General features: G+C 70.9%; 22 protein-coding genes. 11 read left to right on the top strand and 11 right to left on the bottom strand.

The window, feature by feature from the left end; translation table 11 throughout:
* The first annotated feature begins 178 nt into the window (after positions 1-178).
* The 6 genes from ACFV7R_RS09940 (at position 179) to ACFV7R_RS09965 (ending at position 8252) form a co-directional block, all read left to right on the top strand.
* Positions 179-523 carry a hypothetical protein gene (locus ACFV7R_RS09940; RefSeq protein ID WP_385261930.1) on the top strand — a complete coding sequence of 115 codons (345 nt, stop codon included), beginning with the start codon at positions 179-181 and terminating at the stop codon, positions 521-523.
* Position 524: 1 nt separating this feature from the next.
* Positions 525-1622 carry a GNAT family N-acetyltransferase gene (locus ACFV7R_RS09945; protein WP_385261932.1) on the top strand — a complete coding sequence of 366 codons (1098 nt, stop codon included), beginning with the start codon at positions 525-527 and terminating at the stop codon, positions 1620-1622.
* Positions 1623-1945: 323 nt separating this feature from the next.
* Complete coding sequence (locus tag ACFV7R_RS09950) at positions 1946-2767, top strand: glycosyltransferase family 2 protein (protein ID WP_385261934.1); 822 nt, start codon at positions 1946-1948, stop codon at positions 2765-2767.
* On the top strand, positions 2764-3753 hold the full coding sequence (locus ACFV7R_RS09955) for a glycosyltransferase family 2 protein (RefSeq protein WP_385261937.1): 990 nt from the start codon (positions 2764-2766) through the stop codon (positions 3751-3753). Before ACFV7R_RS09950 ends, ACFV7R_RS09955 begins: the two co-directional genes overlap by 4 nt.
* Complete coding sequence (locus ACFV7R_RS09960; RefSeq protein ID WP_385261938.1) at positions 3746-4549, top strand: polysaccharide deacetylase family protein; 804 nt, start codon at positions 3746-3748, stop codon at positions 4547-4549. Before ACFV7R_RS09955 ends, ACFV7R_RS09960 begins: the two co-directional genes overlap by 8 nt.
* The gene (locus ACFV7R_RS09965) at positions 4542-8252 is read left to right on the top strand and encodes a lipopolysaccharide biosynthesis protein (protein ID WP_385261939.1); all 3711 of its coding nucleotides are present in this window, start codon (positions 4542-4544) and stop codon (positions 8250-8252) included. Before ACFV7R_RS09960 ends, ACFV7R_RS09965 begins: the two co-directional genes overlap by 8 nt.
* Before the next feature lie 30 nt (positions 8253-8282).
* Here the strand turns inward: ACFV7R_RS09965 and ACFV7R_RS09970 are convergent, their stop codons facing one another.
* Positions 8283-9695: a xylan 1,4-beta-xylosidase gene (locus ACFV7R_RS09970; RefSeq protein WP_385261941.1), complete on the bottom strand. Its 1413-nt coding sequence runs from the start codon at positions 9693-9695 to the stop codon at positions 8283-8285.
* Positions 9696-9863: 168 nt separating this feature from the next.
* On the opposite strand from ACFV7R_RS09970, the gene ACFV7R_RS09975 reads away from it, so the two are divergent.
* Both ACFV7R_RS09975 and ACFV7R_RS09980 read left to right on the top strand, forming a co-directional pair.
* The gene (locus ACFV7R_RS09975) at positions 9864-10958 is read left to right on the top strand and encodes a DUF5925 domain-containing protein (protein ID WP_385261943.1); all 1095 of its coding nucleotides are present in this window, start codon (positions 9864-9866) and stop codon (positions 10956-10958) included.
* A gap of 39 nt (positions 10959-10997) precedes the next feature.
* Entirely contained in the window at positions 10998-11771 is a 774-nt protein-coding gene (locus ACFV7R_RS09980) for a DUF72 domain-containing protein (protein ID WP_385261945.1), read from the top strand.
* A gap of 57 nt (positions 11772-11828) precedes the next feature.
* On the opposite strand, the gene ACFV7R_RS09985 is transcribed toward ACFV7R_RS09980, so the two are convergent.
* Positions 11829-12197, bottom strand: a complete 369-nt coding sequence (locus ACFV7R_RS09985) for a GntR family transcriptional regulator (RefSeq protein WP_385261947.1) — start codon at positions 12195-12197, stop codon at positions 11829-11831.
* A 71-nt stretch (positions 12198-12268) separates the two neighbouring features.
* Between ACFV7R_RS09985 and ACFV7R_RS09990 the strand changes: the two genes are divergently transcribed.
* Both ACFV7R_RS09990 and ACFV7R_RS09995 read left to right on the top strand, forming a co-directional pair.
* Entirely contained in the window at positions 12269-13195 is a 927-nt protein-coding gene (locus ACFV7R_RS09990; RefSeq protein ID WP_385261948.1) for a GNAT family N-acetyltransferase, read from the top strand.
* Positions 13176-13676 (top strand): DUF402 domain-containing protein, encoded by a 501-nt coding sequence (locus ACFV7R_RS09995; RefSeq protein ID WP_385261951.1) that lies wholly within the window; start codon positions 13176-13178, stop codon positions 13674-13676. The genes ACFV7R_RS09990 and ACFV7R_RS09995 overlap by 20 nt, the downstream gene beginning before the upstream one ends.
* 11 nt (positions 13677-13687) lie before the next feature.
* On the opposite strand, the gene ACFV7R_RS10000 is transcribed toward ACFV7R_RS09995, so the two are convergent.
* On the bottom strand, positions 13688-14305 hold the full coding sequence (locus tag ACFV7R_RS10000; RefSeq protein ID WP_385261953.1) for a class I SAM-dependent methyltransferase: 618 nt from the start codon (positions 14303-14305) through the stop codon (positions 13688-13690).
* 140 nt (positions 14306-14445) lie between these two features.
* Between ACFV7R_RS10000 and ACFV7R_RS10005 the strand changes: the two genes are divergently transcribed.
* Entirely contained in the window at positions 14446-14580 is a 135-nt protein-coding gene (locus tag ACFV7R_RS10005; protein WP_129797071.1) for a hypothetical protein, read from the top strand.
* A gap of 193 nt (positions 14581-14773) precedes the next feature.
* Here ACFV7R_RS10005 and xerC read toward each other — a convergent pair whose 3' ends face one another.
* From xerC to ACFV7R_RS10045, 8 genes are all read right to left on the bottom strand, one after another.
* A complete protein-coding gene (xerC, locus tag ACFV7R_RS10010; protein WP_385261955.1) occupies positions 14774-15961 on the bottom strand; it encodes a tyrosine recombinase XerC in 1188 nt (395 codons plus the stop codon).
* Between the two features lie 64 nt (positions 15962-16025).
* On the bottom strand, positions 16026-16241 hold the full coding sequence (locus tag ACFV7R_RS10015; RefSeq protein WP_385261958.1) for an excisionase family DNA-binding protein: 216 nt from the start codon (positions 16239-16241) through the stop codon (positions 16026-16028).
* A gap of 167 nt (positions 16242-16408) precedes the next feature.
* Positions 16409-17668, bottom strand: coding sequence for a DUF3631 domain-containing protein (locus ACFV7R_RS10020; protein WP_385261961.1), 1260 nt, complete (start codon positions 17666-17668; stop codon positions 16409-16411).
* 367 nt (positions 17669-18035) lie between these two features.
* A complete protein-coding gene (locus ACFV7R_RS10025; RefSeq protein WP_385261964.1) occupies positions 18036-18938 on the bottom strand; it encodes a bifunctional DNA primase/polymerase in 903 nt (300 codons plus the stop codon).
* Positions 18935-19660, bottom strand: a complete 726-nt coding sequence (locus ACFV7R_RS10030) for a DNA methylase (RefSeq protein WP_385261965.1) — start codon at positions 19658-19660, stop codon at positions 18935-18937. Before ACFV7R_RS10030 ends, ACFV7R_RS10025 begins: the two co-directional genes overlap by 4 nt.
* A gap of 88 nt (positions 19661-19748) precedes the next feature.
* Positions 19749-20186, bottom strand: a complete 438-nt coding sequence (gene ssb / locus ACFV7R_RS10035) for a single-stranded DNA-binding protein (protein WP_385261966.1) — start codon at positions 20184-20186, stop codon at positions 19749-19751.
* A gap of 4 nt (positions 20187-20190) precedes the next feature.
* Complete coding sequence (locus ACFV7R_RS10040) at positions 20191-20361, bottom strand: hypothetical protein (protein ID WP_385261969.1); 171 nt, start codon at positions 20359-20361, stop codon at positions 20191-20193.
* A gap of 14 nt (positions 20362-20375) precedes the next feature.
* On the bottom strand, positions 20376-20678 hold the full coding sequence (locus ACFV7R_RS10045; RefSeq protein WP_385261971.1) for a hypothetical protein: 303 nt from the start codon (positions 20676-20678) through the stop codon (positions 20376-20378).
* Between the last annotated feature and the right edge of the window lie 159 nt (positions 20679-20837).

The following is a 20837-nucleotide window of genomic DNA, read 5'->3' on the forward strand; positions in this document are numbered from 1 at the left end:
AGGAAGCGCATTCCGCGTCTTGACGGCCCGGGCGGCACTGCGCGACATTGAAGCCCGGCATCCGGCGCTTCGGGGGGCAAAGTCGCCAATGCAGACCATCCGCATCAAGACCGATGCATCAGACGCACCAGACGGTGCCGAGGGGACGCGGCCGGGTTCGGGGAGGGACCTGTGGCCCGTGCTCGCGGGCGCCGTGACGGCCGTCGGGGGGATCGGCGCGCTGCTCGCGCTCACCGACTCGAGCTCGCCGCTGCGCGCTCCGTTCACGCTGTTCTTCCTGCTCGTGGCGCCGGCCGCGGCCATCGCCGCCGCGCTCAGCGGGCTGGATCCGCTCAGTCGCGCACTCGTTTCGCTGGCGGGTGCGATCGTCGTCGACATGCTGGTGGCCCAGGGTCTGCTGGCCCTGCACCTGTGGTCGGTACGCGGCGGGATCGCGGCCGTGACCGCCATCAGCGCCCTCACTCTCCTGCTGGTTCTGGTACGGCGCCACGGCGGCCGTACCGTGAGAAGACAGGGCCCGTGACGTGGACATCAGTGTGTACCGCCCCGGCGAACTGACCGCCGCCGACCGGGCGGCGTGGACGGCCATGCAGGCCAAGGCCCATCTGCACGGTTCGCCCGAGCTGGCGAACCCGTTCCTGTCCCCCGAGTTCGCGCTCGCGGTGGGCCGGTGCAGACGGGGCGTACGGATCGCGGTCGTCCGCGAGGGCGGCGAACCGGCCGCGTTCTTCCCGTTCCAGCGATCGGCGACCGGCGTCGGCCGGGCCATCGGGCTCGGTGTCTCCGACGCCCAGGGCGTGGTGCACCGGCCCGGGTTCGCCTGGGACGCCCGGGAGCTGCTGCGGGCCTGTGGGCTCGCCGTATGGGAGTTCGACCACCTGGTGGAAGGCCAGCAGCCGTTCGAGGCCGAGGCCTCCGGCACCTTCCCGTCCCCGGTCATGGATGTCGACCAGGGCTACGAGGCCTATCTGAGCCGACTGCGCGGCCAGTCACCGAAGTTCACCAGGACCACGCTCGCCAAGGAGCGCAAGCTGGGCCGGGACGCGGGTGAGGTCGGGTACGTCCACGACGAGCGCGATCCCGCCGCCCTGCGCACGCTGATGGACTGGAAGTCCGCGCAGTACCGCAGGACGGGGCGCAGCGACCGCTTCGCGCACGACTGGATCACCCGCCTGGTGGAGCAACTGTTCCACACCCGCTCCCAGCCGTTCGCCGGGATCCTGTCCGTGCTGTACGCGGACGGCAAGCCGATCGCCGCGCACTTCGGGCTGCGCAGCGAGCGGGTGCTCGCCTGCTGGTTCCCGGCGTACGACCCGGCGTACTCGAAGTACTCCCCGGGGCTGGTCCTGCATCTGCGGATGGCCGAGGCGGCCGCCGCCGACGGCATCGCCTATCTCGATCTGGGCCGGGGCCAGAAGGAATACAAGGACTCCCTGAAGACCCGTGAAATCCAGGTGTCCGAGGGGTGGGTGACGCGACGTCACCCAGTGGCGATCGGGCACCGGGCCCGACGCGCGCCGGTGCGCGCGCTGCGCAATGTCGTGGTGTCGCGGCCGGAGCTGTTCGAGCCCGCCGACCGGCTGCTCAAGAAAATGGGCAAGATCCGGTCAGGTCGCAAGTAACGGCCAAACCAACAAAAAGGTGAGGTCAGGTTCCAGGTCTTGCCATAAGGAGTGATAGGTCAATACCGTCATACATCTCACCCGCATCGGACCATCACCAAGCGGAACCAGGGGAGGGCTCAGGGGCCGCGGTGGTGCCGGCGCGGGGCGCGGTAGGGGGGTGCCGTGCTCGGTGACCTGCGTGTGACCGAGACGTGCCGCGCAACCGGCTGCCGTTTTCCGGAGCCGGCGAGCTTTTGCCAGTGACAACCCCCCTTTCGAACCGGACACAGAGCCGGGCCGCCCGGGGGTGGGCGGTCCACCGGACGAGAGGGACCAGACTCATGAGCTCCGTTCTGGGCTCGGCAACCACGAGCCAGAATCCGACAACGGCCGGCGCATACCGGCCGATCTCCTCTCACCTGGCCATTACGCCACCGGTGAGCGTGGTGATTCCCGCCATGAACGAGGCGGAGAATCTCCCCTACGTCTTCAAGACACTTCCGGACTGGATACACGAAGTGGTTCTTGTGGACGGCAATTCCACCGACAACACCGTCGAGGTCGCCCGTGACCTGTGGCCGGACGTGAAAGTCGTCGGACAGCGCGGCAAGGGCAAGGGCGACGCGCTGATCACCGGGTTCGAGGCCTGCACCGGCGACATCATCGTGATGGTCGACGCGGACGGCTCGGCCGACGGCAACGAGATCGTGTCGTACGTCTCCGCCCTGGTCTCGGGCGCGGACTTCGCCAAGGGCTCGCGTTTCGCCAACGGCGGCGGCACCGACGACATGACCTTCATCCGCAAGCTCGGCAACCGTGCCCTGTGCGCGGTCGTCAACCGCAAGTTCGGCGCCCGCTACACCGATCTGTGCTACGGCTACAACGCGTTCTGGCGGCACTGCCTGGACAAGATCGACCTCGACTGCACCGGCTTCGAGGTCGAGACCCTGATGAACATCCGGGTGGTCAAGGCGGGGCTGAAGGTGCAGGAGATACCGAGCCACGAGTACCTCCGCATCCACGGCACCAGCAATCTGCGCGCGGTGCGCGACGGGCTGCGGGTGCTGAAGGTGATCCTCAAGGAGCGCTCCAACCGGCGTGCGCTGCGCCGCCGTACGCACCAGTCCCCGATGCTCGACACGGTCCGGGGAGAGGTGTCTTGAGCAGTCCCGACATCTCCGTCGTGATCTGCGTCTACACCGAGGACCGCTGGGAGGACATCCTCGCGGCGGTCGCCTCGGTGCGGGCGCAGTCCCGGCCGGCTCTGGAGACGCTCCTGGTCGTGGACCACAACCAGGCGCTCCTGGACCGTCTGGCCGGGGAGTACAAGGAGGCCGGGGACGTGCGGGTGCTCGCCAACGCGGGCCCCCGCGGTCTGTCCGCCGGCCGCAACACCGGCATCGCGGCCTCCCGCGGCGACGTCATCGCCTTCCTCGACGACGACGCCGTCGCCGAACGCGACTGGCTGCGCCACTTCGCCTCGTCGTACGCCGACCCGCGGGTCATGGCGGTCGGCGGCCGTACGGAGCCGATCTGGGCGTCGGGGCGCCGGCCCGCCTGGTTCCCGGAGGAGTTCGACTGGGTGGTCGGCTGCACCTACCGGGGCCTGCCCCGCGGACTGGTCCGGGTGCGCAACGTCCTCGGCGGCAACGCCTCCTTCCGCCGCAGCGCGTTCGACACGGCGGGCGGCTTCGCCACCGGTATCGGCCGCGACGGCGACAAGCGCCCGCTGGGCTGCGAGGAGACGGAACTGTGCATCCGCCTCACCCGCGCCCTGCCTGAGGCGGTCCTGCTGATCGACGACCGTGCGGTGATCCACCACCGGGTGCCGAAGGCGCGTGAGCACTTCGGGTACTTCCGTACGCGTACGTATGCCGAAGGCCTGTCGAAGGCGCTGGTGGCCCGAAGTGTCGGCGCGGACAAGGGACTCGAGTCGGAACGCCGGTACACGACCCGGGTGCTGCCGGCCGGGGTGGCGCGCGGGCTGCGCGACGCCGTGCTGGCCCGGCCGGGCGGTGCGGGGCGGGCGGGTGCGATCGTCGCCGGAGTGTTCGCGGCGGCCGGTGGGTACGTCGTGGGGAGTGTCCGGGCGCGCAGGGGCGGCACCACGTTCTCCGTGGCGCCGATCGAGGGGGGTTCCGGTGTCTGAGGTGCGCGTACCGATCCTCATGTACCACGCGGTCGCGACCGACCCGAACGACGCCACCCGTGCCCTGTCGGTCACGCCCGATGCGTTCGCCCGGCAGATGGCGGTCATCGACGGCCTGGGCCTGACGCCGGTCACCACGGCCGACCTGGCGGCGCGGTGGCGCACGGGCCGCCGCCCGCTGCCGCCGCGCCCGGTGCTGGTCACCTTCGACGACGGCTACGAGGGCGTGCACCGGCACGCCCTGCCCGTGCTCGCCAAGCACGGCTTCCCGGCCACGCTGTTCGTCTCCACGGGCTGGCTCCGGGGCGCGTACGACACCGGCGGCGGCCTGGACCGCATGCTCGACTGGGACCAGGTGCGCCAGCTGGCGGACGCGGGCGTCGAGATCGGCGGCCACAGCCACAGCCACCCGCAGCTGGACCAGCTCGACGACGACGCCCTGCGCTTCGAGCTGACCCGCTGCCGGGACATCGTGGCCGGTGAACTGGGCGCCCTGCCCGTGTCGTTCGCATACCCCTACGGCTACTCCAGCCGCCGGGTGCGACAGGAGGTGCGCGCCACGGGGTACGCCCAGGCGCTCGCCGTCGGCAACGGCCTGGCCCGCCGCCACCAGGGACCGTACGCCCTGCGCCGGGTCACCGTGCGCCGCAGCACCGGCCTCGAGGAGTTCGAGCGGCTGGTCGAGGGCCGCGCGATCGCCCGCACCTTCGCCAGGGACCGCGCCCTCACCAAGGGGTACGCGATGGTCCGCAGAGCACGACAGGTCCGCCGGAAGGCCACCAGAACCCGTGTCTGACACGACGACCACAGCACAGGCCGAACCCATCGAGACGCAGATCCCGGAGCAGCAGCCCCGGCGCCGGCTGCGCCTGCCCGCACTCGGCCGGTCGCCGGGCGGCGGTCAGCTGTTCCGCAACGCCTACGCGCTGATGCTCAACACCGGCATCTCCGCCCTCCTGGGCCTCGGCTACTGGCTGGTGGCGGCCCGCTACTACTCCGAGGCTGCGGTCGGTCAGGGTTCGGCCGCGATCGCCGCGATGAAGCTCCTCGCGGGGCTCACCGCGGTGACGCTCACCGGTGCCCTGGCCCGCTTCATCCCGGTCGCGGGCCGCACCACCGGGCGGCTCATCCTCCGTACGTACGCGGGCAGTTCGCTGGTGGTGGCGCTGGCCGCGGGTGTCTTTCTGCTGACGCTGGACGTGTGGGGGCCGTCGTACCGCTTCCTGCACGGGCCGCTGCCCGCCGTCGGGTTCGTGGTGGCCGTCGTCGCGTGGAACCTGCTCACCCTGCAGGACGGTGTGCTGACCGGGCTGCGCAGCGCGCTGTGGGTGCCGGTCGGCAACACCGTGTTCTCCGCGGTGAAGCTGGGGCTGCTGGTCGCGTTCGCGGTGGCGATCCCGATGACCGGCGTCTTCGTGTCCTGGGTCGCGGCGATCGCCACCTCCGTACTGCCGCTCGGCTGGCTGGTGTTCCGGCGGCTGGTGCCCCGGCATGTGAAGGCGACCGAGGAGCAGGCGACCCCGCCGACGCTCGGGGAGGTCGGCAGGTTCCTGGCCGGTGACTACACCGGGTCGCTGTTCTCGCTCGCCGTGGTCTATCTCGTGCCGGTGATCGTGGCCGCGCAGGTCAGCTCCGAGGACAACGCGTACTTCTACATCACCGCCACCATCGGCGGCACGGTCAACCTGCTCGCCATCAACATGGGCGCCTCGCTGACCGTGGAGGGCTCGCACGACCCGGGCCGCCTCGCCGCCAACACCCGTGCCGCGCTGAAGCGGATGGCGCGGATCATGCTGCCGGTCGCCGCCCTGCTGTTCTTCGGCGCGCCGTGGATCCTCAGTGTCTTCGGTGCCGGCTACGCGGACGCGGCGACGCCGCTGTTGCGCTGGTTCGCACTCGGCGCGGTCCTGCGGGTCGTGATGGAGACGTACCTGGCGGTGCTGCGCGCACAGAGCCGCACCGCCGGACTCGCCTGGCTGCAGGGCCTGTTGTGCGTGCTGGTGCTCGGGCTGACGCTGCTGCTGCTCCCCCGCATGGGGCTGACCGGCGCGGGCGTCGCGGAGATCGCCAGCCTCGCGGTGATCGTGGCGATCGCCGCGCCCAGGCTGTACAAGATCGTCAGGGCTCCGTCCGTCGACCTCGTCGAGGGCACGGCACCCGACGGGGACCTCGCCGACCTGGGGGCGCGCGAGGTCCCGGCGGCGCCCGGGCCGGCCCGCAGGCGCGGGCCGGCCTGGGCGCTCGACGGCGACACCCTCGCGCTCGGCGTCCATGTCGACTTCGACCACCTCGAACGCCGCCCCGACGTGCGGCCGGGGCCGGGGACACCGCCGACGGGCGTGCCCGTGCTGCCGGAGCCTGAGGTGGACGCGCCGTTCGAGCCGGAGGCCGGCATGGCGGCCGTACCGGAGCCGATGCCGGAACCGGAACCGACACCCGCTCCGGAAGCGGATGTTCCCCGTCCGGAGCCGTCGCTGCGACGCCTGTTCCCCACCCGCCTCGGTGTGATCCTCGGCTGTCTGCTGATCGCCGCCCTCCTGCTGTACTGGGTCCCGGCCCTGCGGCTCGGCGAGGCCGACCTGGACCGGATGGGCGGGCTCGGCCTCGTCTCCGTGCTGCCGGCCCCGACCCTGGTCGGTGCCGCACTGCTGGTCGTGGTGTTCGCCTCGCTGCTGTGGCTCGGTCGCGAGCACCGGACGCTGCTGCTGGTCACCCTGCTGGCGACCGTCGTGTCCCTGCACGCGCTGCCCGCGGTGATCGAGACCGAGCCGCGGTTCGCGACCGCCTGGCAGCACCTCGGGTTCCTCGACCACATCGACCGGACCGGCGTCGCGGTGCCCGACCTGGACGCGCGCTGGAGCTGGCCGGGCTTCTTCACGGCCGCCGCGTTCGTCGCCCAGGCCTGCGGGGTCACGGACCTCACCGAGGTCATCCGCTGGTGGCCGCTGACCATGCAACTGCTCTACCTGGCCCCGCTGTTCCTGCTGACCCGCTCGCTCCGGGCGAGCTGGCGCGCCAAGTGGACCGGGGTCTGGATCTTCGTGCTGAGCGGCTGGGTCGGGCAGGACTACTTCTCCCCGCAGGGCTTCACCTATCTGCTGTACCTCGTCTTCGTGGCGATCCTGCTCGTCTGGTTCCGTGCCCCGCGCGTGATCTGGGCCAAGGCGCGTCCCGGCGAGGCGGAGGTCGAGCCGACCAACCGGCGGCAGCGGGCGGCGCTGCTGCTGGTGGTGACCGGTCTGTTCGCGGCGACCGTGCCGGCCCACCAGCTCACCCCGTTCGTGATGCTGGGTGTGCTCTCGGTCCTCGTCCTGATCGGCAGGTCCGAACTGCGCGGCCTGCCCGTCCTGTGCGGGGTGATGGTCGCCGCCTGGATCGGCTTCCTGGCCGAACCGTACTGGTCCGGGCACTTCGCCGAGCTGTTCGGCGGGGTCGGCGGCGTCGGCGGCAATGTGTCGTCGTCGGTGTCCGGCCGGATCGAGGGCGGCAGTTCCACCCACAAACTCGTGCTGTACGCGCGCGTGGCACTGGCCGGCGGGGTGATGGCCTTCGCCTGCTGGGGCTGGTGGCGGCGGCACGAGCACAAGTACCGGGAGCGTTCGCTGCTGGTCCTCGCCTTCGTGCCGTTCCTGGGCTTCGGCATGCAGTCGTACGGCGGTGAAATGGCGCTGCGCGTCTTCCTGTTCGCGCTGCCCGGCGCCGCCCTGCTGGCCGGACTGGCCCTGTTCCCGCGCACCGGCGTCACCGCCGAGGAGCGCGACAAGGACCGGGTGAGCCTCGCCCCGCTGGCCGCGCTGATGGCCGGTCTTGTGCTCATGGGCGGCTTCCTGGTGGCCCGTTGGGGCAACGAGACCTTCGAGCGGGTACGGCCCGGCGAGGTCGCCGCGATGGAGTACGTGTACGCCCATGACGACCCGAGCGTCCGGCTGCTGTGGCTCAGCGACGACCCGCTGGAGACCGTGACGCCGGCCATGCCGTGGGGCGCCCGGGACATGGAGAAGGTGCAGTACGTGCCGACGCAGGCGCCGACCGACCCGGTGCTGGTGTCGGGGCTGGTCAAGGCGCTGAAGGACGCGGGGCCGAACTCGTATCTGATGATCAACCGGAGTCAGGTCACCTTCCTGCGCATGGACGTGGGCTACTCGGCGACCTGGGAGCCCCGGCTGATCCAGAACCTGGACCGGCGGCCGGAGCTGCGGAAGGTGTACGTCAACGACGACGTCACCCTCTACTCCCTGGCCCGGCAGCCCAGGGGTCCCGTGCCGGAGGCGGACCCGGGGCCGGCCGGACCGCTGGTGACCTGGACCCCCTGGTCGGTGGTCGGGGCGCTCGCGGCCGTCGCGCTGATCGTGCTGCTGACGGCGCGGGAAGTGGTCCGGGTGGCGGTGCGGCCGAGCGTGCGGCAACTGCGGTGGCTGCAGAGCACCTTCTGGTTCTCGCTGCCGCTGCTGGCGGTGCTGCTCGCCTCGCTGGTGCAGCGGTTCCTGACGATGAAGTGAGCGGCCCAGGGCCTGTCCGGCGGACCGGCCCTACCGCTTGAGCCACTTCACCTCGTACGCCTGCAGGTCGAACCGCTTGCCGTCGACCTCGGTGCTGATCGCCCGGTCGAGCGTGTTGACCACCAGCAGAGCCTTGTCACTGGCGAGGACACGTACGTCCGCCGGGGCGGACACCGTCTCGTACGCCGTACCCGGCGGGAACTCGGCGTTGAAGCGGGCGACCAGGTCGTACATGGGCAGCCTGCCGCCCCCGTCGCCGGTGTCGGTCGGCGTCCACAGGCAGCCGGGGCAGTCGGGGCCCGTCTCCTCCTCCGGGTTCCAGTAGAGGCCGGAGGAGGCGCCGCCCTTGACCATGGCGATCATTCCGGCGGCCTGGACGGCACCGCGGCGGGCCTCGGACCAGCCGTGCCGGTCGTCGTTGCCGTCGGACGGCTCGACGTAGTACTCGGCCCACCACAGCGGCAGATCGCCACCGGTCTGCCGGCGCACCCACTGGCCGACGGCCGTGAACTTGTCCGTCGCGGCGAACTCGTCGGGCAGCAGATCGTCGTCCTTGGTGTAACTGGAGCCGTCCACGACGACGAAGTCGGCGCCCGCCTTGTGCTCGTTCCAGTAGCCGAAGGCGTCCAGGACCCGCTGGTCCATGGCGCCCCAGGGGCCCTTGAGGGTGCGGGAGGCGTTCTCGGTCTGGCGCGGGTCGACGCTGTCCATCACGAGGTACGGGCCGCCGACCATGATGTCGGCGTCGACCTTCTTCAGGGCCCGGTACACGAGGTTGTACAGCCTGGTGTAGCCCTCGTGGTCCCAGCGGTGCTCCGCGTCGTTCCAGAACCCCTTGAACTCGTTCCAGACGATGAAGTGGCGCACGTCCGGATAGCGCTTGGCGACGGTCGCGGCGAGCGCGGCGAAGTCGTCGTAGTGCTCGGGGTCGGGGGCCGTCTCCAGGGCCGACTGGCTCCAGTCGGTGTTGCCGGCACCTGCCTCGCCGCCCTTCATCCAGTCCGGGGCGCAGCACAGCGTGATGACCGGCGTGCCCCCGGAGGCGCGGACGAAGTCGACCCGGCGGTCCAGTGCCGCGAAGTCGTAACGCCCCTTCACCGGCTCGGGGTTGTCGGCTCCCCAGCCCATGATGTGCTGGTTCTGCGGCAGGCTTGTGCGCTTGAGCAGGCCCTGGACCCGCGCGGTGGCGGCGGCGCTGCCCTCGTCGGCGCTGAACTGGGTGTGGGTGAAGCCCCAGCCGACGTCCGGCTGCGGCTCGCGCGGCGGGGTGGCGGGCGTGCCGTGCACCCTGTCGCCGTCGGGCGAGGTGCCCTCGGTGCTCGCGCCGCCGCCGGGAAGCGTGCTGACCAGGGTCACCACCAGGGCCACGACGGCCGCCGACACACCGAGCAGCGCGGTGAGCCGCCACCGCCGTGCCCCCGAATCCCACCCATGACGTCCCATCGAGGGCAACAGTAACGGCGGGCAGGGCGGTTGGGGCAGATGTCGTGGATGTACGACCCGGTAACGGGACGGAGAGGGACACAGCAGGAGGAGGAGCGTGGAGCCGACACTCCACGCGCACCGCGGAAACCGGGTGCACGCGGCGCCCGTGTGCCCGATCATGGCGGCATGTCTGCGAACCCACACGACGCTCTGCCGATCCGGCTCAACGTCGACGACAGCGACTCGCCGTCCGACGTCGTCGACGCGCTGTTCCTCGGCCGCTTCGCGACGGGCGAGCAGCCGTACTCGCACGCGGCCAACATCGACCGCGTACGGTCCGGGGCGACACTGCTGCCGCCGGACGCCCGGGTGCTGCGCGCGGCCCGCGACGACGACCGCAGCGCCACGCTGGCGGAGGGCGACGGCTGGACACTGCTCGTCTCCCGCTGGAACCGCGGCGCCGACGTCACGGTGACGGCGACCAGCCCCGAGCTGGCGCAGCAGGTCCTCGACCAGGCCACGGACGGCGCGGCGGACGAACCCGAGCCGCAGCCGGAGAACGTCACGATGGGCTTCTGGTACGTCTCCCCGAGGCGCGGCCCGCACCGTACGACACGGCAGATCTCGGCAGGTACGTGGGACGAGGTCCGGGCCAACTACACGGCACCGGTCGCGGACGCGATGGACCGCCTGATGAAGACGACCCCGGAGGACATCGCGGGCCGACTGCTGCTCCTGCACGGCCCGCCCGGCACCGGCAAGACGTCGGCGCTGCGCACGCTGGCCCGCTCGTGGCGGGACTGGTGCCAGGTGGACTGCGTGCTGGACCCGGAGCGCCTCTTCTCCGACGTCGGCTACCTCATGGACATCGCGATCGGCGAGGAGGACGCGGCGGGCAAGGGCCGCTGGCGGCTGCTGCTGCTGGAGGACTGCGACGAACTGATCCGCGGCGAGGCCAAGCACACGGCCGGGCAGGCGCTGTCCCGCCTGCTGAACCTCACCGACGGACTGCTCGGCCAGGGCCGCAACGTCCTGGTCGGCGTCACCACCAACGAGGACCTGGAGCGCCTCCACCCCGCCGTCGTCCGGCCGGGCCGCTGTCTGGCCCGTATCGAGGTGGGGCCCCTGACCCGGCGGGAGGCGGTCGGCTGGCTGGGCAGCGAGGAGGGAGTGGGCCGCGAGGGCGCGACACTGGCGGAGCTGTACGCGCTGCGCCGGGGCACGTCACCGACGACGCTGCCGGAGCCGCGGGACGGGTCGGATGCGGGGCTGTATCTGTAGGGCTGAGGCTTCGGCTTCGGCCGGTGCTTTGATGGACGTATGACCCTGTTCGTCGGCACGTCGGGGTGGCAGTACAAGGACTGGCGGGGGCTGCTCTACCCGGACGGGTGTCCCATGCGTCTGTGGCTGGAGCAGTACGCGGAGCGGTTCGCCACCGTGGAGATCAACAACGCGTTCTACCGGCTGCCGACGCGGGAGAACTTCGAGGCCTGGCGGGATCGCGTGCCGTCGGACTTCGTGGTGGCGGTCAAGGCGAGCCGCTACCTCACCCACATCAAGCGGCTGCGGAACCCCGGGGAACCGGTGAACCGCCTGATGAGCCACGCGGAAGGGCTGGGCGACCGTCTGGGTCCGGTTCTGCTGCAGCTTCCACCGACGCTGCGCGCCGACGCCAACCTGCTGGATGCCTGCCTCGCCTGCTTCCCCGCCGGCACGCGCATCGCGGTCGAACCGCGTCACGACTCCTGGTGGACGCCGGAAGTGGAGGCGGTGCTGCGCTCCCGGGGCGCGGCCCTGTGCTGGGCCGACGTCCAGGCCCGCCCGGTGACGCCGCTGTGGCGCACCACCGGCTGGGGCTACGTCCGCTTCCACCAGGGCCGCGCTCAGCCGTGGCCGCGCTACGGCCGGCAGTCCCTGCGGACGTGGGTCCGGCGGATCGCGGACACCTGGTCCGACGGGCACGACGTGTACGTGTACTTCAACAACGACCCCGGCGGGGCGGCGGTGGAGGACGCGGTGCAGTTCGGGGAGCTGGCGGCGCGGGAGGGGCGGACGGTCACGCGGACTCCGGGGCGGCTGGAGCGTACGACGTGACACCTGGTTCCCGCCGTGGCTGCTCGGCGTGATCCGCACATCTGATTCCGCCCGTGGCTACTCGGCGTACGCCGCCCGCAGGGCATCCCGAACCGCATCGAGCGCCGCGTCCTCACCGAGGCCGAGCCGTCGGACCCGCTCGGCATAGGCCTGCGCAGCCGACGCCGCCTCCCTCTCCGCCGCCGAGCCCGCGGCAGCGACGAACGTCCCGTGCCGCCCCCGCGTCTCGATCACCCCGTCCGTCTCCAGCGCCCGGTACGCCTTGGCGACGGTGTTCGCGGCCAGGCCGAGCGACTCGGCCAGCCCCCGCACGGTCGGCAGCCGGTACCCCACCGGCAGCACCCCGGACCGCGCCTGCTCGGAGATCTGCGCCCGCACCTGCTCGTACGGCGGGGCACTGTCGTCGATGTGGATCTTCAAGGTCACGGGCCGATTGTCCCGCACCCGCCGGAAAATGAGAGGCATCCCGCACTCGTCCCCACGTAACGTGCGCATCCATGACCGTCATCGTGCGCGACCTCCGCCCCGAGGTCCGAGCCGACATCGAGGGCTTCGCCCGCGTCAGGCGCCTCGCCACGCCCTTCCTCCTGATGACCCCGGAGTCCCTCACCCACGACCTCACCCACATGAGCGCCGAGGCGCACTACCGCCCCCTCGTCGCCGTGGACGACGGCGAGGTGATCGGCACGGCCCAGGTGCATCTCGCCCACGACAGCCCCGAGCCCGGCCAGGGCAACGTCAACGTGTACGTGCACCCGGAGCGGACCCGCCGCGGCGCCGGCGCGCTGCTGGTCCGGGCCGCCGAGGAACATCTGGCCGCCCACGGCGCGACCAGGCTGTTCACCTGGGTCCTGGACGAACCCGGCAACCGCGCCTTCGCCGAATCGCACGGCTACAAGGCGAGCCGCTCTGCCCACTTCCTCCGCCTGGACCTGGCGAACAGCACGCTGCCACCGCTGCGGACCCCGCCACCGGGCGTCGAGTTGCGTACGGCCGCCGACTTCGCGGACGACCCACGCCCGATGTTCGAACTGGACGCGGAGACGACGTCGGACGAACCGAGCGACATCGACATCGAGTTCACCGACTACGAGACCTGGATCGAGGAGACCTGGAAGCGTCCCCTGCTGAACCTCGATCTGACCACGGTCGCGGTCGTCGACGGCCGCCCCGCCGCCTTCAGCGTGGCCTACACGGACGGCACCGGTTACGCCACCGCCATGACCGGCACGGCCCGCGCCTTCCGCGGCCGGGGCCTGGCCAAGCTCGCCAAGAACGACTCCCTGCACCGCGCCCGCGCCGCCGGGTACACGGAGGCGTTCACGGGCAACGACGCCGGCAACGGCCCGATGCTCGCGATCAACAAGTGGCTGGGGTACGAGATGTGCGCAACGGAGGTGCGGTATGTCCGCGAACTCGGCTGACGCCGCACACCTGGTGGACGTCGTCCTCGTCAAGGGCGGCCGGACGAAGATCCGTTACCCTGCGGAGCTGCTCGGCGACGACGGCACCCGCATCGCGGTGCGCGCCCCCTGGGCGGGTGAGGGCGTGCGCGACTTCGGCTTCGTGCGCTTCGAGCAGGGCGACATCTTCACGGAGTACTACTGGCGGGACCGCTGGTACTCGGTGAAGGAGGTCCGCACAGCGGCGGGCACCCTCAAGGGCTGGTACTGCGACATCACCCGCCCGGCCGTGCTCACCGGCACGGAGCTGGTCGTCGAGGACCTCGACCTGGACCTGTGGCGCTCCGCCGACGGCACGGACGTACGCCGCCTGGACGAGGACGAGTTCGCGGAGAGCGGCCTGGCGGAAGCGGACCCGGCAGCAGCCGCCACCGCCCTCGCGGCCCTGGACGAACTGGAGACCCTGGCCCGCGGCGCCGACTTCGACGCGCTGCTCAAGTAGCGCAGCCACCCTCACACCACGCACACCACCGCATACCGCTCGTCGTCCACGCGTCTCCCCCACAGCCCGGCGTCCTCCGACAGCCGCTCCACCCTCACCCGCCCGCCGAGCGGCACGAGCAGCGCGCGAAGCCGCTCGGCCGGTATGCCGACCGGGCTGGTCCTCCCCCACACGCCCTCGACCAGCACCAGCCGTCCTGCAGGCCGCACCAGTCCCCGCCAGTGCCGCAGCACGCGGCCGGGGTCGGGCAGCGTCCACAGGACGTGCCGTACGAGGACGGCATCGAACCGCTGCGGCCCCACCGGCGGTGCCGCCGCGTCACCGACCAGGAACGCGGCGTCACGTCCGGCGAGCTTCGCGCGGGCCCGGTCCACCATGGCCGGGGACCGGTCGACGCCGGTCACGTGGTGTCCCTGCTCGGCCGCGAGAAGCGACAGGCTGCCGGTGCCGCAGCCGAGGTCGAGGACGTCGCAGGGGACGTCGGGCAGCCAGGAGCGCAGCCGTGTCGCCCAGGCCGCCCGGACGTCGGGATCGCGCAGTCCGTGGTCCGGCTCGTCGTCGAAGGTGGCGGCCGACGCGTCCCAGTCCACGTCATCCGCCGAGGTCGTTCCGTCCCGGTCATCCGTCATGCGCCCAAGAGTGACAGCCACCACTGACAGTCGAATCGTGACAGCCGCCACTGACAGACCCGTACCGATGAGGAACTCTCGCCGAAAGGGTCTACCTCCGTGAGATCACGGAAATGCGGTAGGCACTGAAGGAGGCAGCCATGCGCCGAGTCACAGTGCACAAGCCCCCACGGAAGACGGACACCCGCCGGGTCCGTGAGGAGGCCGAGGAGCGGCCTGCCGAGCGCCCGGAGGTGCGGAAGGACATCGCACGGACGTGGTGGCCGGACGGGTGACCGGGCCGGGTACCGGCGCACGGTGCCTGTAAGGCGCGGCGAACCGTACCTACCTCAGCGCAGCATGAGCACTCCCTTAAAGGGACCGTAAGAACCCAAAGGCCCCCGAAATGACATTCGCGCAGTTCAGGGGTGGTCCTTTGGGCCCTCTCCGGGTCGGGGGGAGCCAAACAGGGAGCCAAAGCCCGGAAAATCAGGTGCCTCCTGGGGACTCCTCCTCCGCGCCGTCATCATCCCCAAAGATGTCATCCATGGCTTCCGCTCCCTCGGAGATGACGGGGCGCAGTTGCTTTCGGTAGACCCTCTCCGTCGTTCCACTGCCGTTGTGGCCAACGAGACGCGAGATGACTTCGATCGGGATCCCGTGATCCGACAGCACAGACACAAAGTTTGTCCGCAGCTCTCGCGGAGTCCACTCCTTCGGGTTCTCGAAGCCAGCCTCCTTGAGGAGAGCCCTGAAGTTCCGCCGCACGTTCAGGGCGCTGCGGAGTTCACCCGTCTCCGTCGGGAAGACCAACCGCTCATCGGTCCACTCCTTGCCAGCCGCACGGCACACGGCCTGCTCACGACGCTTGTGAGCCCTCATGACGGCGACGGTTTGCTGTGGCATCGCCAGCGAGCGTCTGCTCTTCCGGGTCTTCGTGTCACCGTGCCGCCGCACTGAACGCCACACGTCCACGTGCGGCTTCTCCTTTCCTGTCAGGTGAACGTGCGACCAGGTCATGGGCCGTGCTTCCTCCGGCCGGACTCCCACGAGCAGTGACAGAACCACATAGGCGTGGATCCACGTGCCTTCCATTGCGCGAAGCACAGCCTCACCCTGCTCCAGGGAGAGCGATTTGCTCGGTCGCCCGGCTCGCCCCTCCGGTACATCGACCAGCTCAGCGACGTTACGGACAGCCCTGCCCCTTCTCTGAGCGTGGCTGATCGAGCGCCGGAGAATCGAGTGCACCATCTTCAGAGACTGAGTCGCCAGAACCTTGGCCTCAGCCTCCAACCAGTCATCCAGATCGTCAGCTTCGAGATCACGCAGTTTGCCCTTACCAAGCTGAGGAACGATGTGGTTGTCAGCGAGGCTCTTGTACGTGTCGACGCTGGTTACTTCCCTGCCCTTGAGCCCTTGGGCAAGCCAGTCGTTCACAGCTTGAGCAACGGTGTAGTTGGCGGGCGTCTTGACGCCTACGGCCAGCTGCTTCTTCAACTCGCGGAGCTTCTGACGGACTTCGCTCTTCGTCTTGCCCGACACCGTCGGGCGATTGCGCTTTCCAGACGGGGTGTAGCCCAGAGACACGGCACCGATGTACCTGTTCTTGGACTTGTCCCAGTAGATCGAGTCGTCTCCGTGCCCGGCCCTGGTACGCCTCTTGGGCGCGTCAGTCATACGCACTGCCTTCCAAAGGGAGCAGGGCCACACCCAGAGACGTGGCCCTGCGTTGCTGCTGGGGTCAAGCGGCGGCATCGGCCTCGCGCTTGAGGAGTTCGACGTACTCGTCGATCCACTCGGTGGGCACCAGACGCCGACGACCGCAACGGACGGTGCGGAGTCGCCCGAGGCGTATCTCGTCGTACACCGCGGTACGACCGATCCCGATGAGTGCGGCCGCAGCTTCGACGCTGTGAAGACGGCGCTGTGCCGGAGAGGCGATAGCAGCCGTATCCATGGGTTCCTCCCTGGTAGGTGCTTGCTGCGTGGACCCCTTTGGGAATCCGCAACATCCGCCACGCCGCAACATTGCTGGTCAGCGGCTTGCATCCGTGGCGGATGCCGATTGTGTTGCGGATAGGCGCCGCCACGCATTCGCGTGGCGGCATGGGTGGGGTGGGGCGGTCAGCCCGCGATGCGCAGTTGGCGCGTGTCGGTTTCCGCGAGCATGTGGCGGCTCTCAGGGGGGCTTTCCGCCACAGGTTCATCCCCGTTGACCTGCGGTGTTGCGGCTGTTGCGGCTGTTGCGGACTTTTCGGGGGGAGGGGGGCAGTAGCGGGCCCAGGCGTCGGTCAGGTCTTCGGCGTAGTAGCCCTTCGGGGTGCCACTGCCGACCCGGATGCCGCGGGGGCGAATCGGGGTGTTGTCCGGCCGGACGTACTGGCTCAGAAGCTTGGACAAGCCACGCGCGGTGAGCGGCTTGCTGTTCTGGCCATCGTCGCTGAGATCGGCCCACGGGGCGTCATCAAGTCCGAGAAGGACTTCGAGGATGGCGGCGGTGGGCATGCGGTCGGCGCCGCAGAACACGCGATCGCGCAAGTCGGTCAGCAAGCGGACCCCGAGGGAGGCTTCGTCGCCTTCCTGGGCGGCCTTGATGAGTTCGACGCAGGCGGTGCGGGCGCGCTCAGGCCAGTGGCCGCCGGCCGCGTCGGCGACCGCGAGGAGCGGCTCCCACACATCGGCGGGCCGGTCGGAGACGCCGTCGGGCATCTCCGGCCACGCTTGCGCGACCTCGTCGTGCACGGTGGCGGCCCAGTCGGCGAGCCGGTCGCGCAAGGCGTGCCCCTGCTTCTCGTGGACGCGCCGCCGGTACGGTTCCGCCTTCTCGTTGGGAGCCTTCTTCCGCATGCGGATGATGACCGAGCGGGTCAGGATCGTGTCGGGCAGCGAGCCGAGACCGGCCATGGCGACCGCGCAGAACGAGGAGAACCATTCCGCGTTCTGGCTCGAGCCGTCGCCGACACAGCGCAGGGACTTGGCGCCACGCCGGTACCCGGAGTTCAGGAACCCGCGAACCTCTTCATTGCCCCCGGCCTTGGGGCCGAACACGGTGTCGATCTCATCGAAGAGGAGCGTGGGGGTTCCTCCGTCGGCCTCCACGAGCCTGAACAGGGCGTTGGCGGAGGCGTTGACGGTGGTGGCCGCGCGCGGGGTGAGGGTCTCCACGATCTCCAGGGCGCGGGACTTGCCCGATCCGGGTTCCGGGGAGAGGAACGCGAGGCGGGCGGTGCCGTCGAACGCGTCGATGAGGTGCGCGTGGGCGTCCCACAGGGTGACTGCGACGTAGGCAGCCTCGGTGGGGAAGACGTTGAAGCGGCGGTGGAACGCTTCGACCTCATCGAGCAGCGCGGCGCCGTCGATGGCGGGCGGGTTGGTGCTGGTCATGCGGCGTTCCTCCCTTCCTGGGTGGTGCGGATTGGACAAAGGCCGCAGTGGGCTTCGTGGTCGGCGATCAGGGCGTGCACCTTGCGGTGGCCGATGGCGCTGCGGTCCCGGCCGCACAGGCACTTCGAGGTAGCCGTGGGGGTGGCGCCGCGCGGCACGCGGATGTGGAGCCAGGCCACGGGGAAACGCCCGTCCCCTCGGGGCGGGCCGCTGGGGTGCTGATCGGAGGGAAGGGATGAAAGGACGCCCTGACGGGCGGCCTTTCCTCGGCCGCACCCCTCAGCCGGGCGTACCGCGCTGGTGGCGGAGTCCGGCCGTTCGACCGTGTCCGGTGGGCATTTGGGCTGCGGGCGGGGCGGGTTGTGGCTCATGCCGTCTCCCGGGCGCGGCAGGTACGGGCGGAGTAGGCCAGTGCGTCGCGGATCGTCGCGCGGCACTCGGCCGCCGGCAGTCCGGCCGCCTCACCGGCCGCCCCAAATGCCTCCTCGACCACGTCCCGGGCGATCTCGCCCCAGACGACGAAGCGCCCGATGGCGATCGTGCGGGTGAGCAGGAGGTGATGGCGCTGCCCCTCCGGCGCCTTGCTGACGCGTGCGGTCTCCCGCTCCAGTGCCACCGTGGCCCGGCGGGTGGCCCCGCCCGGGATCAGCAGCGGGGCGGGCGCCGCGCCCGGTGTGGGCGCGGGCCGTAGGCGGTGCAGCAGCCACGCGGGCAGGACCGCCACGGGGGCGTGGTCGGCCACCTCGTACGCCCCGGCCGCGGTGACGCTGCCCGCGGCGACGATGTTGCCGCCCCACGCACGGGTGTCGACGTTCGGCGCCACGGTCTTGGCCGTGCAGGGCAGACGCACGCCGGGCGGGGCGGTGAAGTACAGGTGCAGGCCGCCGGAGGGCGTCCGCACCGTGTAGGTGGTCGGCCACGACTGTCCGGCGCGCTCGCAGAGCGCCGCAAAGGTCGTCGCGCCGCAAGGCGCGTCCGAACTACCCTTCCCGCCTTGGTCCTTGGGTACGTCCAGGTCGACGACGACCAGCCCGGAGGGTCCGGTGGCGATGCCGACGTTGAACGCGCCCGCGGACCACGCGGCGCGGATCCGGTCGGGGTCGGTGGTGGCGCGCTGTTCCCACTTCACGTGGCCGTCGGCGCACTCGCCGGTGAGGGGGCAGGCGTGTTCGCCGTGCAGCGCGGATGCCTTGCCGCCGGGCCGAAGCGGGTGGACACGCCAGTCGCGCGCGGCGGCGTCCAGGGCGGCCTTGAGCAGGATCTCGTTCATGCGACCGCCTCCACAGCGCTGTGGAGGAACGCCCGGCCGATCCACTCGGTGTAGGCGGGCGGGATGGCCTCGGTGAGTTCCTCGCGCACGTCGGTCCACGTGATGCCCATGGCCGACTGAAGTTCCGGGATGGACGGCTTGCCGCCACCGCTGCCGTATGCGGCCACGTACGGGCCGTCGAAGAACCGGCCGTGCCGGTAACCGCGCACCCGCCCGCGATGCGGGACGTGCGCCGGCCGTTCGGTCGTCCAGCCGCCCAACTCGAAGTTGCGGTGCCGGATGACCCCGAGTGCGAACATCTCCCCGCACAGGGTCAGGTCTTTGCGGATACGGGCGCGGCCGTTGGGCTGTTCGATGACGTACGGCAGGCCGGTCCTGTCGAGCAGGGTGCGGGTGGGCGCCACCAGGTCGACATGGGCGCGGCCCCAGCCCTGGGAGGCGTTGGTGCCCACGGTCAGCGCGCATCCGTGCTGGCACGGCGGGGAGGCGTGGACGAACGCGTACCGCTCGATCTCGCCCGACTCGATGAGGTGGGCGAGCCGTTCGAGGGCGCCACCGCGGTGCTGGGGGAAGGGGTAGTGGGGCCGGTGGGCGATGTCGACGCCGTCCACGTCGAACCCGGCGCGGGCGTAGCCCACACCGGCTCCGCCGGCGCAGCAGAACAGATCCAGCAGGCGCAGCCGTCGGCCGTGGGCTCGCCGGATGGGGATGGGTTGAGTCATGCTGGGTGGTCTCCAGTTCTCTGAAACGGTGCTGGAAACCGGGGCGACCGCCACTCTCGCCAAAGACTCGCGGTCGCCCCGGGCGCATCTAGAACGGGGGCTTGGCGGCGTTGCCGTCGGTGGCCCACGGGTCGCCGGAAGCGTCGGCGGAGCCGTTGCCGCGCTTGCCGTTGATGCTCACGGTGGTGAAGCGCAGCGAGGCGCCGATGTCGTCGACCTCGACGGCGAGCATGGAGCGGTTCTCGCCCTCCGGGGTCTTCCAGTCGTGCTGCCGGATCCGGCCCGACAGCACCACCCGCGAGCCCTTGCCGAGGGATTCGGCGACGTGTTCGGCGAGCGCGCGCCAGGCGGCGCAGCGGAAGAAGGTGGACGTGCCGTCCTTCCACTGGTTCGCCTCGCGGTCGAAGGTGCGCGGGGTGGAGGCGACGGTGAACTTCGCCAGGGCCTGGCCGGAGTCGGTGAACTTCAGTTCCGGATCGGCGGTCAGGTTGCCGATGATGGTGATCGGGGTCTCTCCGAACGACATGGGATCACTCGCTTTCGGGTGTGGTGGGCCGGTGGTCGGCGGTGATGTACAGGCGGGCGCGCTTGCCGTCGCGGGTGGGGTACTGGCGTGCCGGGCCGGTGTCGAACGCGGCGGCCAGGGCCTGGCGGATGCGGTCGGCGTCCTCCGGCGCGCAGATGACGCGGATCTCGAACACAGCTCCTCCTGGGCTCACTTGGAGCGGGCCAGTTTGAGGGTGATGCCGCCGACGCCGATGGGTCCGGCGGCACCGGCGATGACGGTGGCGGTGTGCGCGGCGACGTCCAGCAGCCAGCACAGGGCAGCGACCACGCCCCACGTGCCGAGCGCGGCGGCACCGGCGATCGCGAACGGCAGCAGCAGGCGCCGCCAGGGGACGCCGGCGGTGGCGTCGTGGACGACGAAGACGACCGGCTGTCCGGTGGCTTCGGCGCGGCGCCAGTCGTCGGCGGGGATGTGCGGGGCGATGATCCCCGGCGGATCGCGGTGCGTCATCGGGGCTCCCTCGGGTAGGCCGCGGGCCCGCGCCAGGGGGGGGGGCGGGCCCCCGGAGGGGATGGGGTGTGGTGGGGCGGGCGTGTCGGGTTGCTTGTGGGCTTCCGTGTGGTCTCGCGTGTCGGTTGGGTTGTCGTGTCGCGTGTCGCCGTGCGGGTG

The sequence above is a fragment of the Streptomyces sp. NPDC059866 genome (genome assembly GCF_042731325.1).
In the GTDB taxonomy this organism is placed as follows: domain Bacteria; phylum Actinomycetota; class Actinomycetes; order Streptomycetales; family Streptomycetaceae; genus Streptomyces; species Streptomyces flavusporus.

What these genes read in the sequence shown, in the direction of transcription:
- ACFV7R_RS09950 (WP_385261934.1), top strand. Translation starts at nt 1,946, where the DNA reads ATGAGCTCCGTTCTGGGCTCGGCAACCACGAGCCAGAATCCGACAACG.
- ACFV7R_RS09970 (WP_385261941.1), bottom strand. Translation starts at nt 9,695, where the DNA reads ATGGGACGTCATGGGTGGGATTCGGGGGCACGGCGGTGGCGGCTCACC.
- ACFV7R_RS09975 (WP_385261943.1), top strand. Translation starts at nt 9,864, where the DNA reads ATGTCTGCGAACCCACACGACGCTCTGCCGATCCGGCTCAACGTCGAC.
- ACFV7R_RS09980 (WP_385261945.1), top strand. Translation starts at nt 10,998, where the DNA reads ATGACCCTGTTCGTCGGCACGTCGGGGTGGCAGTACAAGGACTGGCGG.
- ACFV7R_RS09990 (WP_385261948.1), top strand. Translation starts at nt 12,269, where the DNA reads ATGACCGTCATCGTGCGCGACCTCCGCCCCGAGGTCCGAGCCGACATC.
- ACFV7R_RS09995 (WP_385261951.1), top strand. Translation starts at nt 13,176, where the DNA reads ATGTCCGCGAACTCGGCTGACGCCGCACACCTGGTGGACGTCGTCCTC.
- ACFV7R_RS10000 (WP_385261953.1), bottom strand. Translation starts at nt 14,305, where the DNA reads ATGACGGATGACCGGGACGGAACGACCTCGGCGGATGACGTGGACTGG.
- ACFV7R_RS10005 (WP_129797071.1), top strand. Translation starts at nt 14,446, where the DNA reads ATGCGCCGAGTCACAGTGCACAAGCCCCCACGGAAGACGGACACCCGC.
- xerC (WP_385261955.1), bottom strand. Translation starts at nt 15,961, where the DNA reads ATGACTGACGCGCCCAAGAGGCGTACCAGGGCCGGGCACGGAGACGAC.
- ACFV7R_RS10015 (WP_385261958.1), bottom strand. Translation starts at nt 16,241, where the DNA reads ATGGATACGGCTGCTATCGCCTCTCCGGCACAGCGCCGTCTTCACAGC.
- ACFV7R_RS10020 (WP_385261961.1), bottom strand. Translation starts at nt 17,668, where the DNA reads ATGACCAGCACCAACCCGCCCGCCATCGACGGCGCCGCGCTGCTCGAT.
- ACFV7R_RS10025 (WP_385261964.1), bottom strand. Translation starts at nt 18,938, where the DNA reads ATGAACGAGATCCTGCTCAAGGCCGCCCTGGACGCCGCCGCGCGCGAC.
- ACFV7R_RS10030 (WP_385261965.1), bottom strand. Translation starts at nt 19,660, where the DNA reads ATGACTCAACCCATCCCCATCCGGCGAGCCCACGGCCGACGGCTGCGC.
- ssb (WP_385261966.1), bottom strand. Translation starts at nt 20,186, where the DNA reads ATGTCGTTCGGAGAGACCCCGATCACCATCATCGGCAACCTGACCGCC.
- ACFV7R_RS10045 (WP_385261971.1), bottom strand. Translation starts at nt 20,678, where the DNA reads ATGACGCACCGCGATCCGCCGGGGATCATCGCCCCGCACATCCCCGCC.